The 14,608-nt window shown below is 73.2% G+C and carries 13 protein-coding genes; 5 read left to right on the plus strand and 8 right to left on the minus strand.

The features are described from left to right. Positions 1-2: 2 nt before the first annotated feature. The gene (locus AB0D46_RS10180; RefSeq protein WP_362876836.1) at positions 3-512 is read right to left on the minus strand and encodes a DUF1203 domain-containing protein; all 510 of its coding nucleotides are present in this window, start codon (positions 510-512) and stop codon (positions 3-5) included. Positions 513-651: 139 nt separating this feature from the next. On the opposite strand from AB0D46_RS10180, the gene pepN reads away from it, so the two are divergent. Continuing rightward, positions 652-3,243 carry an aminopeptidase N gene (pepN, locus tag AB0D46_RS10185; RefSeq protein WP_362876837.1) on the plus strand — a complete coding sequence of 864 codons (2,592 nt, stop codon included), beginning with the start codon at positions 652-654 and terminating at the stop codon, positions 3,241-3,243. A 34-nt stretch (positions 3,244-3,277) separates the two neighbouring features. On the opposite strand, the gene AB0D46_RS10190 is transcribed toward pepN, so the two are convergent. The 3 genes from AB0D46_RS10190 to AB0D46_RS10200 all read right to left on the minus strand — a co-directional run bounded on the left by AB0D46_RS10190 (position 3,278) and on the right by AB0D46_RS10200 (position 6,217). After that, a complete protein-coding gene (locus tag AB0D46_RS10190) occupies positions 3,278-4,216 on the minus strand; it encodes a LysR family transcriptional regulator (RefSeq protein ID WP_362876838.1) in 939 nt (312 codons plus the stop codon). 10 nt (positions 4,217-4,226) lie between these two features. After that, complete coding sequence (locus AB0D46_RS10195; RefSeq protein WP_362876880.1) at positions 4,227-5,078, minus strand: DMT family transporter; 852 nt, start codon at positions 5,076-5,078, stop codon at positions 4,227-4,229. Positions 5,079-5,275: 197 nt separating this feature from the next. Continuing rightward, positions 5,276-6,217: an EamA family transporter gene (locus AB0D46_RS10200; RefSeq protein WP_362876839.1), complete on the minus strand. Its 942-nt coding sequence runs from the start codon at positions 6,215-6,217 to the stop codon at positions 5,276-5,278. Positions 6,218-6,364: 147 nt separating this feature from the next. Between AB0D46_RS10200 and AB0D46_RS10205 the strand changes: the two genes are divergently transcribed. Next, positions 6,365-6,862, plus strand: coding sequence for a MarR family transcriptional regulator (locus tag AB0D46_RS10205; protein WP_362876840.1), 498 nt, complete (start codon positions 6,365-6,367; stop codon positions 6,860-6,862). A 146-nt stretch (positions 6,863-7,008) separates the two neighbouring features. Here AB0D46_RS10205 and AB0D46_RS10210 read toward each other — a convergent pair whose 3' ends face one another. From AB0D46_RS10210 to AB0D46_RS10225, 4 genes are all read right to left on the minus strand, one after another. Next, positions 7,009-7,242, minus strand: a complete 234-nt coding sequence (locus AB0D46_RS10210) for a hypothetical protein (protein WP_362876841.1) — start codon at positions 7,240-7,242, stop codon at positions 7,009-7,011. A 20-nt stretch (positions 7,243-7,262) separates the two neighbouring features. After that, positions 7,263-9,302, minus strand: a complete 2,040-nt coding sequence (locus AB0D46_RS10215) for a 4-alpha-glucanotransferase (RefSeq protein WP_362876842.1) — start codon at positions 9,300-9,302, stop codon at positions 7,263-7,265. 11 nt (positions 9,303-9,313) lie between these two features. After that, positions 9,314-9,640 (minus strand): hypothetical protein, encoded by a 327-nt coding sequence (locus AB0D46_RS10220; protein ID WP_362876843.1) that lies wholly within the window; start codon positions 9,638-9,640, stop codon positions 9,314-9,316. 292 nt (positions 9,641-9,932) lie between these two features. Beyond that, on the minus strand, positions 9,933-10,469 hold the full coding sequence (locus tag AB0D46_RS10225) for an HNH endonuclease (protein WP_362876844.1): 537 nt from the start codon (positions 10,467-10,469) through the stop codon (positions 9,933-9,935). Positions 10,470-10,757: 288 nt separating this feature from the next. On the opposite strand from AB0D46_RS10225, the gene AB0D46_RS10230 reads away from it, so the two are divergent. From AB0D46_RS10230 to AB0D46_RS10240, 3 genes are all read left to right on the plus strand, one after another. Then, a complete protein-coding gene (locus tag AB0D46_RS10230; RefSeq protein ID WP_362876845.1) occupies positions 10,758-11,801 on the plus strand; it encodes a mechanosensitive ion channel family protein in 1,044 nt (347 codons plus the stop codon). 152 nt (positions 11,802-11,953) lie between these two features. Next, a complete protein-coding gene (locus tag AB0D46_RS10235) occupies positions 11,954-13,171 on the plus strand; it encodes an ROK family transcriptional regulator (RefSeq protein ID WP_362876846.1) in 1,218 nt (405 codons plus the stop codon). 102 nt (positions 13,172-13,273) lie between these two features. After that, positions 13,274-14,608, plus strand: a complete 1,335-nt coding sequence (locus AB0D46_RS10240; protein ID WP_362876847.1) for an ABC transporter substrate-binding protein — start codon at positions 13,274-13,276, stop codon at positions 14,606-14,608.

Raw genomic sequence — 14,608 nt, forward strand, 5'->3', positions numbered from 1 at the left:
TTTCACGGCCGCCGCACCTCGTAGAGGAAGCAGCCGTACTCCACCGCCCGGACGTGCACGAGGGCGACCTCCGGGTCGGTGAAGGCCTCGGCGAGCGCCCGCCCGACGACCGCGTCGGGCTCCTCGCCGAGTTCCAGCGCGCGGCCGCCGAGGATCCGGCCGGCCGCGTCGTAGCGCCGGGCGACGCGCAGCGCCCCCGGGGTCCCGAAGGGCAGGCCGTCTCCCCCGGCCGGGCCGGCGCAGGGTTCGGCGTGCACGAACACGGGCCCCTGCTCGTCGTACGCCCCCGGATCGGCGCCGACGCCGGCCGCCCAGCGGCGCAGCGGCGCGTAGCAGACCAGGGCGATGCGCTCGCCGGCCCGGCTGCGGCGCAGGCAGCAGCGCAGCGGGGCGCCGCCCTCCGGGTCCGCGTACGGGAGGCAGGGCCGGCCCGCGTCGTCGCGCAGGCGCAGTTCGGCGAGGGCGGCGGGGTCGACGGCGCGGGCGGTGAGGGGTGCAGTGAAGGAGGTCATGGCGGCGATCGTGGCGCTGCCGGCCGGCCGGCGCCGGCGGGAATCGGACCTCGCGTTCGCCCGCGGGATACTCCGGCGCGGTCGCCCGGACCTCGTGGAAGGATGGCGGGGCTACGTCACCATCAAAGGAGATGACCGCGTGCCTGGCACGAATCTCACCCGTGAAGAGGCTCAGCAGCGCGCGGCGCTGCTCACCGTCGACTCGTACGAGGTCGAACTCGACCTCAGCGGTGCGCAGGAGGGCGGTACCTACCCGTCCGTCACCACCGTGCGCTTCCGGTCGGCCGAGGCCGGCGCCGAGACCTTCATCGACCTCGTCGCGCCCGCCGTGCACGAGGTCGTCCTGAACGGCAAGTCGCTGGACGTGGCCGCCGTCTTCCGGGATTCCCGGATCGCGCTGCACCACCTCGCCGCCGGGGACAACGAGCTGCGCGTCGTCGCCGACTGCGCCTACACCAACACCGGGGAGGGCCTGCACCGCTTCGTCGACCCGGTCGACCAGCAGGCCTACCTGTACACCCAGTTCGAGGTGCCGGACGCGCGGCGCGTGTTCGCCAGCTTCGAGCAGCCCGATCTGAAGGCCACGTTCCAGTTCACCGTGACGGCCCCCGAGGGCTGGACGGTCATCTCGAACTCCCCGACGCCGGACGCCGCCGACGTCAAGGACCGGGTGTGGGCCTTCGAGCCGACCCCGCGGATCTCCTCGTACATCACCGCGCTGATCGTGGGCCCGTACCACGCGGTGCACAGCTCGTACGAGGGCAAGGACGGCCAGTCCGTGCCGCTCGGCATCTACTGCCGTCCCTCGCTCGCCGAGTTCCTCGACGCGGACGAGATCTTCGACGTGACCCGGCAGGGCTTCGACTGGTTCCAGGAGAAGTTCGCCTACGACTACCCGTTCGCGAAGTACGACCAGCTCTTCGTGCCGGAGTTCAACGCGGGCGCCATGGAGAACGCGGGCGCGGTCACCATCCGCGACCAGTACGTCTTCCGCTCGAAGGTGACGGACGCGGCGTACGAGGTGCGCGCGGAGACGATCCTGCACGAGCTCGCCCACATGTGGTTCGGCGACCTCGTCACCATGGAGTGGTGGAACGACCTGTGGCTGAACGAGTCGTTCGCCACCTACACCTCGATCGCCTGCCAGGCGGACGCCGAGGGCTCGAAGTGGCCGCACGCGTGGACCACGTTCGCCAACTCCATGAAGACGTGGGCGTACCGGCAGGACCAGCTGCCGTCGACGCACCCGATCATGGCGGACATCCGTGACCTGGACGACGTCCTGGTCAACTTCGACGGCATCACGTACGCCAAGGGCGCCTCGGTGCTCAAGCAGCTCGTCGCGTACGTCGGCAAGGACGCCTTCTTCCAGGGCGTGCAGGCCTACTTCAAGGCGCACGCCTTCGGCAACACCCGGCTGTCGGACCTGCTGGGCGCCCTGGAGGAGACCTCGGGCCGCGACCTGACGGCCTGGTCGACGGCGTGGCTGGAGACGGCCGGCATCAACGTCCTGCGTCCGGAGGTCGAGACGGACGCGCAGGGCGTCATCACCGCCTTCGCGATCCGCCAGGAGGCCCCGGCGCTCCCCGCGGGCGCGAAGGGCGAGCCGGTGCTGCGTCCGCACCGCATCGCGGTCGGCCTGTACGACCTGAGCGACGGCGCGCTCGTGCGCACGGACCGGATCGAGCTGGACATCGACGGCGCCCTCACGGCGGTGCCGGAGCTGGTGGGCCGGGCCCGTCCGGCGGTCGTGCTGCTCAACGACGACGACCTGTCGTACGCGAAGGTCCGCCTGGACGAGGTGTCCCTCGCCAACGTGACCGCCTACCTGGGCGACTTCACGGAGTCGCTGCCGCGCGCCCTGTGCTGGGCCTCCGCCTGGGACATGACCCGCGACGGCGAACTCGCGGCCCGCGACTACGTCGCGCTGGTGCTGTCGGGCATCGGCAAGGAGTCGGACATCGGCGTCGTGCAGTCGCTGCACCGCCAGGTGAAGCTGGCCGTCGAGCTGTACGCCGACCCGGCCTGGCGCGAGCAGGGCCTCGCCATCTGGACGGAGGCCACGCTGGAGCACCTGCGCGGCGCCGAGCCGGGCGGCGATCACCAGCTGGCCTGGGCCCGCGCCTTCGCGGCGACGGCCCGCACCGAGGGGCAGCTGACCTACCTGGCGGCGCTGCTGGACGGTGCGGCCGAGCTCGAAGGCCTGGTCGTGGACACCGAGCTGCGCTGGGCGTTCCTGGAGCGCCTGGTGGCGACCGGCGTCGTCGGGGAGGCGGCGATCGACGCCGAGCTGACCCGGGACGCGACGGCCGCGGGCGAGCGCCACGCGGCGACCGCGCGGGCCGCGCGCCCGACGGCGGAGGCCAAGGCCGCCGCGTGGGCCTCGGTGGTGGAGTCCGGCGACCTGCCGAACGCGGTGCAGGAGGCCGTGATCGGCGGCTTCGTCCAGACCGACCAGCGCGAGCTGCTCGCCCCGTACACGGCGAAGTACTTCGCCGCGGTCAAGGAGGTCTGGGACACCCGCAGCCACGAGATCGCCCAGCAGATCGCGGTGGGCCTGTACCCGTCGCTCCAGGTCTCGCAGGAGACCCTGGACGCCACGGACGCCTGGCTGGCGTCGGCCGAGCCGAACGCGGGCCTGCGCCGGCTGGTGTCGGAGTCCCGGTCGGGCGTCGAGCGCGCCCTGAAGGCCCAGGAGGCCGACGCGGCGGCCGCCGCCGCCGCCGTCTGATCCGGTCCCCGACCGGCCCCGGCCCCCGCCCCGGTCATGGGGCGGGGGCCGGGTCGCGTCCGGCCCCGGTGCGGCGGAGCGTGGCCGCGGTCTCCCGGAGGGCCGCCAGGACGCGGGACACCGCGGGCGCCGATTCGGAGCCCCGGCGCAGTGCGGCGATGACGTGCCGGGCGGGCCGGTCGTGGGCCAGGACCCGTACGGTGACCCCCGCGGCCCGGCCGGTGACCATGCGCGGGACGAGCGCCACGCCCATGCCGGCCTCCACCATGGCCAGGATCGCGGTCCAGCCGGAGGCCGAGTGGGCCTGCTCGGGGACGAACCCGGCGGCCTCACAGGCGTTGCGGGTGATCTCCGACCAGGGGCCGCTGCCCCCGTAGATCCAGCGCTCCCCGGACAGGTCGGCCAGGCGCAGCGCGGGCGCCGCCGTCAGCGGGTGGCCGGGCGGCAGGGCCACGTCGAGGGGGTCCTCCAACAGCGTGACCCGGCTGAAGCGGGGGTCGCGGGCGCCGGGCGCGTGCGCGGCCAGCGACAGGGCGAGGTCCACGGCCCCGGCGGTCAGCAGCTCGTACGACTCGGCGGCCTCGGTCTCGCGGACCCGTACCTCCACGCCCGGATGGGTGCGCCGCAGGGCGGCGACGGCGGGGACGACCAGGACGGGCACGGCGGTGGAGAAGGCTCCGATCCGTACCTCGCCGGCCTCCCCGGACAGGTACCCGGCGAGTTCGGCGTCGGCGCGTTCCAGTTGCGCGAAGACGGCCTCGGTGTGCCGCAGGACCAAGTGGGCGGCGTCGGTGAGCCGGACCCGCCGGCCCTGGGCCTCCAGCAGCGGGACCCCGAGCTGCCGGGCCAGGTTGGTCAACTGCTGCGAGACGGCCGACGGCGTCATGTGCAGCGCCTCGGCCGTCGCGGTCACGGTGCCCCGGTCGGCCAGGGTCCGCAGGATCCGCAGCTTCTTGATGTCCCACTCGGTCATGGGACCGAACCTACCGGCGGGCACCCAGTCCCACGCCGCCCAGGATCAGCGCCATGCACAGCAGTTGCGCGGGGCCGGTGTGTTCCCCGAGGAGCAGGAAGCCGAGTCCGGCGACGCACACGGGCTGGAGGTAGTAGACGACGCCCGCCCGGGCCGCGCCGATCACCGAGACGGCCTTGTTCCAGGCGAAGAAGGCGACGGCGGAGGAGAGGACGCCGACGTACAGCAGTTGCCCGGCCGAGCCGGGGGTGACCTCGAAGCCGCCCTGGACGGCGAGGGAGACGGCGTAGGCGGGGGCCAGCATCAGCGCGCCGAGGACGAAGGTGGCGAACAGGAAGGCGAGTTGGCCGATCTCGGCGGGCTTGCGCTTGAGCAGGGCGCTGTAGGTGGCGAAGGACAGGGCGGCGCCGAACATCCACAGGTCACCGGCGCCGAAGTCGAAGCCGATCGAGCCGTCGCCGACGAGGAGCAGGACGCCGAACGCGGCGAGCAGCAGGCCGAAGGTGCGTCGGGCACCGAGCCGTTCGCCGCCGAGGCGGGAGTAGAGGGCCATGATGACGGGCGAGGCCGCCATGATCATGCCCATGTTGGAGGCGGAGGTGGTCAGTCCGGCCTGGTGGACGAGGGTGTTGTAGAGGGTGACGCCGAAGAGGGTGGCGAGGCTGACGTAGCCGAGGTGCCGGCGCAGCAGGGCCCGCTGTCGCCAGGCCTGCCGGGCGGCGAACGGGGCGACCGCGACGGCGGCGATGATCCAGCGCCAGAAGACGGCCTGGACGGGCGGAACGGTGTCGGCCATGCCCCGGGTGGCGACGAAGCTGCCGGACCAGACGACCGTCGCGACCAGGGCGAGGAGCAGGCCGATGCCGGCGGCGCCCTTGCCCGCCGGGGCGCCGGGGCGCTGCGGCGCCTGCTCGGCGGCGTGCTCGCCTGCCTGCTCGGCCTGCTGCGGCGCCTGCGGCGTCCGCTCCGCCGGTTGCGCCTGTCGGCCGGTGCGGACCTGGTCCGTGACGGTCACGTGTGGTCTCCCCCTCGGGGTTCTGGGTCGGTTGGATCGTGGACCTACCGTCGCACCTCCGCATTGCCCAGGTCCATCGAAACATTTCGATCGATGTCTTCAGAAGAACTGAACGTTTCCTTCGGAGCCCGGGGCCTGCGCCCCGGCAACTGCCCGATGACGGTGGCACCGAAGGCGATGGCCATGCCGGCCAGCTGTACGGGCGAGAGGCCTTGGCCGAGCGCGGCCCAGCCGATGACGGCGGCGGTGAGCGGGGACAGCGGGCCGAGCAGGGTGACGGAGGTGGCGCTGAGCCGGCCGATGCCGCGGAACCACAGCCAGTAGGCGATGCCCGTGTTGATCAGCATCATGTAGCCGTAGCCGAGGAAGGCCTTGCCGTCGAGGGCGGGCGGCGCCCCCTCGATCAGGGCGGCGATCGGGATGATGACCAACCCGCCGGCGGTGAGCTGCCAACCGGTCATGGCCAGCGGGCCCACGCCCTCGGGCCGCCCCCAGCGCTTGGTCATCACGGTGCCGGCGCCCATGGAGGCGGAGGAGACCACGCCGGCGATGACGCCGATCAGGTCGAGCTCGGCCTCGGCGGTCAGCACCACCATGCTCACGCCGAACGCGGCGGCGACGGCGGCGAGGACGGTCCGCGGCCGGGCCCGCTCGCCGAGCAGCAGGGCGGCGAGTCCGACGACGAACAGCGGGCCGGCGGAACCCAGTACGGCGGCGACACCGCCGGGCAGCCGGTAGGCGGAGAGGAAGAGCAGCGGGAAGAAGGCGCCGATGTTGAGCGTGCCGAGGACGGCGGACTTCCACCACCACTCGCCCTTGGGCAGGGTCCGGGAGAGGGCGATGAGGAGCAGCCCGGCGGGCAGGGCCCGCATGGCCCCGGTGAACAGGGGCCGGTCGGGGGGCAGGAGTTCGCTGGCGACGAAGTACGTCGATCCCCAGGAGATGGGGGCCAGAGCGGTCAGGAGCGTGGTGGTCAGGCGGTTCACGGGGACTCCTCGTACGGGTGAGGAAACATGGGCACCTTCATCACGACGCCTCCCCCAAGTAGGTCACTTGAAAGTAGCTTAGCACTAAGCCACTTTCCGTCAAGCAACTTTCTTGCGAACGAGGAAGCGGAACCGGATACTGCGGATATGACCGAGGCCAACAAGGACGCCGTCGACGCCATCGCCGCCCAGTGGTACGCGGTACGCCCCGACCTGGACACGGCCCCCATGGCCGTCTTCGGGCGGATGTACCGGATCACCAAGGCCATGGGCGACGCGATGGAACGGACCTACAACCGCTACGGGATCTCCCGCGGGGAGTTCGACGTCGTCGCCACGCTGCGCCGCTCCGGCGCCCCGTACACGCTCTCGCCGCGCCAGCTGTCGGCCACGCTGATGCTCACGACGGGCGGAATGACCGGACGCCTGGACAAGCTGGAGAAGGCCGGGCTGCTCGGCCGCAGCCCCGATCCGCACGACCGGCGAGGGCTCCAGGTCACGATCAGCGACCGCGGACTGGCCCTGATCGACGAGGCCGTCACCGCCGGCCTGGAGGTCCAGCGCGCCGCCCTGGCCGGACTCGACGGCGAAGAGGTCGAGCAGCTGATCGGCCTGCTGCGCAAGCTCATGGCCGACGTGCCGTAGCCCGCCGCCACAGGCGCTCACCGGGCCGCGGCGCCCACCCCGGCACGGCCCGGGACATGCCAGGGCGCCGGAGGTCGCGCCACGGCCGTCCTACGACGGCCGTACGGACCTCCGGCGCCCCGGAAGCATGAGACCTGCCCGGTCGGTCAGGCCTGGGTCTTGCGCGACTTGTCGCCGACCATCACCAGACCCGCGATGACCAGGAACAGCACGATCGGCGCGGCCACGAACAGGCCGAGCGTCTCGGCGATGCTCAGCTTGGGGCCCGGGTCGTCACCGTCGTCGGGGGTCAGCGCGAGGGCGGGAGACGTCATCAGCAGCATCATCAGCGTCGTTCCGGCCGTGACGGCGCCGGCGCGCAGAGCGTTCTTCTTGTCCACGGTGCAAACGTAGCGAACACCTAGAGCGGCCGCGCGCCCGGGGGTGCCGTACGGGTCCCCGCCCCCTCCCGCACCGCGCTCAACAGGGCGTTCGCCCGGGGCGAGGCCGTCAGCTCCTCCAGCGTCAGCGGCCGGCCCGAGGCGTCGGCGACCGGCAGCCTCCAGTTGGGGTACTGGTCCCAGGTGCCCGGCAGGTTCTGCGGCCGCCGGTCCCCCACCGCGTCCGGCAGCCAGACGCCCACCAGCCGGGCGGGCGTGCGCAGCAGGAAGGCGTACAGGGAGCGGACGGCCGCCTCCTCGTGCCCGGTCGTCAGGCCGAGCCGCTCCAGCACCTCCAGCCAACGGGCGGTGTCGGCGGCGTCCTCGGCCTTCTCCACCTCCAGCGGACGGGTCAGCAGGCCCAGCCGGTCCCGCAGTTCGACGTGCTCCCCGGCCAGCTTCGCGGCGGTGGGCGGCAGGTCGTGGGTCGTGACGGTGGCGAGGCAGTCGGCCCGCCACTCCTCGGGCTCCAGCGGCTCCCCGTCGCCCTCCCAGTCCCGTTCGAACCACAGCACCGAGGTGCCGAGGATCCCGCGCCGGGCCAACGCCCGGCGCACCCGCGGCTCCACCGTCCCGAGGTCCTCGCCGACCACCAGGGTGCCCGCCCGGTGCGCCTCCAGCACCAGGACGGCCAGCATCGCCTCGCCGTCGTAGGAGACGTACGTGCCCTCCGCCGGCGGGGCCCCCTGCGGGATCCACCACAGCCGGAACAGGCCCATGACGTGATCGATGCGGACGGCTCCCGCGTACCGGAACAGCCCGCGCAGCAGGGCCCGGAAGGGGGCGTACCCGGTGCCCTCCAGGGCGTCGGGCCGCCACGGCGGCAACCCCCAGTCCTGGCCCCGCGCGTTGAAGGCGTCCGGCGGGGCGCCGACGCTGATGTGCCGGGCGTGGAAGGGGCCCGTACCGGCGTCCGAACCCTCGGGGTGCACGCCGACGGCCAGGTCGTGCACGATGCCGACCGTCATCCCGGCCTCCCGCGCGGCCCGCTGGGCGGCGGTCAGCTGGGTGTCCGTCAGCCAGACCAGCCAGCGGTGGAAGTCGCCCCGCTCCTCGGGGTCCTCCCCCGCGGCGGCGGCGCACCACGCGGCGTGCACGTCGAGGTGGGGTCCCTGCTCCGCGCGGAACTCCCCGTAGCCCGCCTCCCGGGCGGGGCTGCGCGGGACGGTGTACAGCAGCTCCAGGGCGGCGCGCTTGAGGGCCCAGACGGCGTCCCGGTCGATCAGGGCCCCCTTCTCCAGCACCTCCCTGCGCAGCTCCGCGCCGCGACCGGCCAGCTCGGCGAGGGCGTCGCGGTCCGGGCAGTCGGCGTACTCGGGGACGTCCTCGATCCGCAGGTGCACCGGGTCGGGGAAGCGGCGCGAGGACGGCCGGTACGGGGACGGGTCGGTCGGGGTGCCGGGGACGGCCGCGTGCAACGGGTTGACCTGGATGAAATCGGCGCCGTGGGTGCGGGCGGCCCAGCGGGCGAGCTCCGTCAGGTCGCCGAGGTCGCCCATGCCCCAGGAGCGCTCCGAGAGCAGGGAGTACAGCTGGACGAGCAGTCCGTGGGCCCGGGCGGGCGCGGCCGGGGCCCGCTCCGGGGCGACGATCAGGGTGGCCGCGGCCGTGTGCCCGTCGGGCAGTTCGGCGGTGAGGCGGTGCACGCCGAGGGGCAGTTCTGCGGGCTGCCCGGAGGCGAGCCCGCGGGGCGGCTGCCCGCCACCGGCCTCCCAGACGAGGGGTTCGGGCCCCTCCTCCGGGTCGACCCGGATCCGGGCGCCGGCGGGCAGCGCGGTCAACTGCGCCGGGACGGGCTCGCCCTGCCAGAGCACCATCGTCGGGGGCAGCACCCGCCCGGCCCGCTCCCGTTCGTCCTCGTCGGCCATCGCCCGGACGTCCTGCGGGGTGTCCACGGGTACGCCGATCAGGCCGAGGACGGCCCTGACGGTGACCTCGGGCACGGGGACGGTCACGTCCTCGGCCGGCTGGTAGGAGGTGGCGACGCCGTGCAGGGCCGCGAGCCGGTCGAGGTCGTCCATCGGTGTCCTGTCTAGTAGCCCGCGACGATCGTGGCGGGGAGGTGGGGCTCGCTGGTCAGCGGGAGCCCCTCCATGAGCGGGGATTCGCTGGTCAGCGGCGCGCAGGCGGATCCCGCCGGCGGCTGCTCACCGACGAGGGGCCGGTCCTGCGGCCAGCTCGGGGCGGGCAGGTGGGCCAGCGGTGCCCGGGGTTCGGGAGCGGTCGGGTCGGCGGTGTCGGAGGCGGGCGGGCCCGCGGGTTCGGGAACGGCCGGGTCGGGCGCCGCGGGCCGGGCGGAGCGGGAGGCGGGGCGCGGAAGGGGGGCGGGGAGAACGTTGGACTTGGCACGGGCGTTCACGAGAGCACTCCTTTGCGCGGGATCGTCGGACCCACCCGTGCAACACACCGGCGGACACCGCAGCCATACCCAGTCGGCGGCCCCGCATTCCTGGCCGATCCAGGTCAGACCACCCCACGATCACCGCCGCCCCCGGCCGCGGGCGGCCGTACGCCCCCGGCCGCGGGCGACAGTGACCGGGGCGGCGGGGGCGCGGGCAGCGGGCATCCGTGACGGCGACGGGTGGTGCTCGGGAGAGGGCGGCAGGAGAAGGGGAGCGGGTGGGGCGGCCGGTGGAGGCGGGCGGCCGGCCCTATGACGCCGCGGCTCCGATGCGTTCCAGCGCGTCGTCGGCGCCGTACGGCTGGAGGTAGGGCATCCACCGCGGGTCCCGGTGGCCCGTGCCGATGATCCGCCAGGCCAGCCCGGACGGCGGGGCGGGCTGGTGGCGCAGCCGCCAGCCCAGCTCCAGCAGGTGCCGGTCGGCCTTGACGTGGTTGCAGCGGCGGCAGGCGGCGACGACGTTGTCCCACCGGTGTTGGCCGCCCCGGCTGCGCGGGATGACGTGGTCGACGCTGGTGGCGACGGCCCCGCAGTACATGCAGCGACCGCCGTCGCGGGCGAAGAGCGCGCGCCGGGTGAGCGGAACGGGCCCCCGGTAGGGGACCCGCACGAAGCGCTTGAGCCGGACCACGCTGGGCGCGGGGACTGCTCTCGTCGCGCTGTGCAGAAAGGCGCCCGATTCTTCCAGGGAGATCGCTTTGTTCTCCAGGACGAGGACGAGCGCGCGTCGGAGCGGTACGACGCCGAGCGGCTCGTACGACGCGTTGAGGACCAGGACGTGCGGCACGGACTGCCTCCTTGTACGCCGGCGGCGCGTGGCTCGCGCCGGGACGATCTGCTTTCCAGTCTCCCCTTACGGCTGGTCGAAGCGCCACCACGCGCCCGTAACGGGTCCGAGGTGTTTTCGACCACACCGCCTTCCTCCCCGGGTGAGTCCCGTCTCTCCCTCGAACACGGCAACGAGGTAGGGCCCGAGCCCCGTTAGTGTGGTTGGTCTGCCCGCACATCCCGTTCCGCGGGCAGACCGCTATGCCTGGAGGTTCCTGCCGTGCCCTCGCCCGCCACCCTGCTCCCGTTGGCAGCGACCACCACCGACGATGCCGCCGAGAGCGTGACCAATGCCGCGAGCTTCATCGAGGAGAACTGGGCCACCTGGCTGAGCATCGGCCTGCGGATCCTGCTGATCGTGGTCATAGCCGCGGCGCTGCGATCGGTGGTCCGCAAGGCGCTGACCAAGCTCATCAGCCGGATGAACAGCAGCGCCGAGGCCGTGGAGGGCACGGCGCTCGGCGGGCTCCTCGTCAACGCGGAGCGGCGCCGGCAGCGGTCGGAGGCCATCGGGTCGGTGCTGCGTTCGGTGGCCTCGTTCCTGATCCTGGGCACGGCCGCGCTGATGGTGCTGGCCGCACTGAAGATCGACCTGGCCCCGCTGCTGGCGAGTGCCGGTGTGGCCGGTGTGGCCATCGGTTTCGGCGCGCGGAACCTGGTGACGGACTTCCTGTCCGGTGTGTTCATGATCATGGAGGACCAGTACGGCGTCGGCGACAAGATCGACGCCGGGGTGGCCTCCGGCGAGGTGATCGAGGTCGGCCTGCGCGTGACGAAGCTGCGCGGCGACAGCGGGGAGATTTGGTACGTCCGCAACGGCGAGATCAAGCGGATCGGCAACCTCAGCCAGGGCTGGGCGACCGCGACCGTGGACGTGCAGGTCAAGCCCTCGGAGAGCCTCACGCACATCCGCGAGGTGGTCCAGGAGGTCGCCGACTCGTTGGCGAAGGAGTCCCCGTGGGACGAGCGCCTGTGGGGTCCGGTGGAGGTGCTGGGGCTGGACGAGGTGCTGCTGGCGTCCATGACGGTGGCGGTCTCGGCGAAGACCATGCCGGGTCAGCAGTTCTCGGTGGAGCGCGAGCTGCGATGGCGCCTCAAGGAGGCCTTCGACGCGGCGGGCATCAAGATCATCGGTGGTCTGCCGCTCGCCGACGAGGCCGAGGAGGCCGCGGACCCGTCCGCCTCCGTCGCCGCGCCGTCCGCCCTGTCGAACCCGACCTCGCCGCAGTCCCTGGCGACCGCCCCGATCCCGCCGCCGTCGGGCTCCGGGTCGCCTCGGATCACCAAGTAGTCCCCTACTTCCCCGTACCTCCCTTACGTCCGGGCTCGCGCCCGTCCCGCTGCCCCGCCGGTCCGTTTCCGGCGGGGCAGCGGCATTGACACGGCTCGGAGCGCAATAGGAAACTTACCTAACAGTTCATCTCGTCGAGGAGAGACCGCGCCATGCCCGCCGCCACGCCCGGAACGCCCAGCCTGCTGCGCGCCATGAACGACCGCGCCGCCCTGGAGCTGCTGCTGACGCACGGCCCGCTGTCCCGGACCCGGATCGGGCAGCTGACCGGGCTGTCCAAGCCGACCGCCTCCCAGCTGCTGGCCCGGTTGGAGAGCGCCGGACTGGTCGTGGCCACCGGCACCGACGGCGGCCGGCCCGGGCCCAGCGCCCAGCTCTACGCCCTCAACGGCCCCGCCGCCCACGTCGGCGGACTCGACGTCACCCCGGAACGGGTGCTCGCCGCGGTGGCCGACCTGACGGGCACGGTGCGGGGCAGCTTCGAACTTCCCTACACCGAGGGCGCCGGCGCCGTCGAGCAGGTCACCCGGGCCCTCGACGGCGCCCTGCGCGCCGCCGGGATCGGAGCGGCCGACCTGCACCGGTTGGTCATCGCCACCCCGGGCGCCTTCGACCCGCAGACCGGCCGGCTGCGCTACGCCAGCCACCTGCCCGGCTGGCACTCCCCCACCCTGCTCGACGAGCTGGCGGCCGCGCTACCGGTGCCCGTGGAGTACGAGAACGACGTCAACCTCGCCGCGGTCGCCGAACAACGGCTCGGCGCGGCCCGCGGGTACGAGGACTTCGTCCTGCTGTGGAACGAGGAGGGCCTCGGGGCCGCCCTGGTGTTCGGCGGCCGGCTGCACCGCGGCTGGACCGGCGGCGCGGGCGAGGTCGGCTTCCTGCCCGTCTCCGGGCACCCGCTGGTCCGCCAGGTGACCCGGGCCAACACCGGCGGCTACCAGGAGCTGGCCGGCGTGCAGGTGCTGCCCCGGCTCGCCGCCGAACTCGGCGTCGACACCCCGCCGCCGCCCGCGCCGGACGCCCCGCACGGGCCGCAGGTCGCCGTCGGCGTCGCCCTGCTGGAGCGGGCCGCCGCCGCGCCCGACGGGGCGAACCTGGACTTCCTGCGTGCGTACGCCACCGTCCTCGCGACCGGTCTGGCCTCGGTGGTCGCCGTGCTCGACCCGGAGATCGTGGTGCTGTCCGGGGCCGTGATCACCGCGGGCGGCGATCCCCTGCGCACGCTGCTGGAGACCGAGCTGGCGGAGCTGGCGCCCTCCCGGCCCCGGCTCGTGACCGGCGAGGTCCGCGAGCGGCCCGTCCTGCGGGGCGCCCTGGAGAGCGCCCTGGCCGCCGCCCGCGAGGAAGTGTTCGACACCTCCCGCTAGAGCGCCCCGCCCCGCCACCGAACCCCGTCCCTCCCCCACGCCCCCGATCCCCTCCTCGGCACCCCGCACCGGAAGTTCCTCCCGCAGAGAGCGAGCCCCGTCATGCCCAGAACCGGACGCCTCACCACGGCCGCGGCCACCCTGGCCGCCATATCCGTACTCGCCACCGCCTGCGCCGGGCAGAGCGGCGCCGGCGCCGCCGACGATCCGAAGGCGGACGTCACCCTCACCTTCTGGCACGGCTGGTCCGCGCCCGCCGAGGTCAAGGCGATCGAGGAGAACATCGCCCGGTTCGAGAAGGCCCACCCGAACATCAAGGTGAAGACCACCGGCAACATGACCGACGACAAGGTCAACCAGGCCCTGCGGGCGGGTGGCGACAAGGCCCCCGACGTGGTCTCCTCCTTCACCACCGACAGCGTCGGGAAGTTCTGCAACTCGGGCGCCTTCGTCGACCTGAACCCCTTCCTCGCGAAGTCCGGGGTCGACAAGGCCGAGGTGTTCCCCAAGACCCTGCTGGAGTACACGCAGTTCAAGGGCAACCAGTGCACGCTGCCGCTGCTGAACGACGCCTACGGCCTCGTCTACAACAAGACCGCCTTCGCCGCCGCCGGCATCACCGAAGCACCGCGCACCTGGAGCGAGTTCACCGCGGTCGCGGAGAAACTGACCAAGCGGAGCGGCGACTCGTACGAACAGGTCGGCCTGATGCCCACCTTCCACGGCTACGAGACCACCCCCATGCGGCTGGCCGCCCAGTGGAGCCCCACGTACTTCGGTCCCGACGGGAAGTCGAACCTGGCCGCCGACCCGGCCTTCGCGAAGATGCTGACCGCCCAGAAGGACCTGGTGGCCAAGCTCGGCGGCTACCAGAAGCTGGAGAGGTTCCGCGCCGGCTTCGGTGACGAGTGGAGCGCCGAGCACCCCTTCCACCGCGGCCAGGTCGCCATGCAGATCGACGGGGAGTGGCGGGCCGCCATGGCGAAGGAAGCCGGGGTTCCGTTCGAGATCGGCACCGCCCCGCTGCCCGTACCGGACGACCAGGCCGCCGACTACGGCAAGGGCTACGTCTCCGGCACGATCATGGGCATCTCCGCGGCGAGTCGGAAGCAGAACGCCGCCTGGGAGCTGGTGCGGTACATGACGACCGACACCGCGGCGGTGGTCGCCTTCGCCAACGCCATCCACAACGTGCCGTCCACGCTCGCCGCCCTGGACTCCCCCGACCTGGAGGTGACCCCCGAGTTCAAGACGTTCATCGACATCGCCCGGCACCCGAAGTCGAACACCACCCCCGCCCAGGCGGACGGCGGCACCTACCAACTGACCTTCCAGGACTTCGCGTACGCGGTGGAGAAGGGCGACGTGCCCGACCTCGCCGCCGGACTGGCGAACACCGACCGGCAGATCGACACGGACATCGCGAAGGCCCAGTAA

The organism is Streptomyces sp. NPDC048383 (assembly GCF_040651775.1).
Taxonomy (GTDB): domain Bacteria; phylum Actinomycetota; class Actinomycetes; order Streptomycetales; family Streptomycetaceae; genus Streptomyces.

What these genes read in the sequence shown, in the direction of transcription:
- AB0D46_RS10235 (WP_362876846.1), top strand. Translation starts at nt 11,954, where the DNA reads ATGCCCGCCGCCACGCCCGGAACGCCCAGCCTGCTGCGCGCCATGAAC.
- AB0D46_RS10240 (WP_362876847.1), top strand. Translation starts at nt 13,274, where the DNA reads ATGCCCAGAACCGGACGCCTCACCACGGCCGCGGCCACCCTGGCCGCC.
- AB0D46_RS10205 (WP_362876840.1), top strand. Translation starts at nt 6,365, where the DNA reads ATGACCGAGGCCAACAAGGACGCCGTCGACGCCATCGCCGCCCAGTGG.
- AB0D46_RS10180 (WP_362876836.1), bottom strand. Translation starts at nt 512, where the DNA reads ATGACCTCCTTCACTGCACCCCTCACCGCCCGCGCCGTCGACCCCGCC.
- AB0D46_RS10190 (WP_362876838.1), bottom strand. Translation starts at nt 4,216, where the DNA reads ATGACCGAGTGGGACATCAAGAAGCTGCGGATCCTGCGGACCCTGGCC.
- AB0D46_RS10215 (WP_362876842.1), bottom strand. Translation starts at nt 9,302, where the DNA reads ATGGACGACCTCGACCGGCTCGCGGCCCTGCACGGCGTCGCCACCTCC.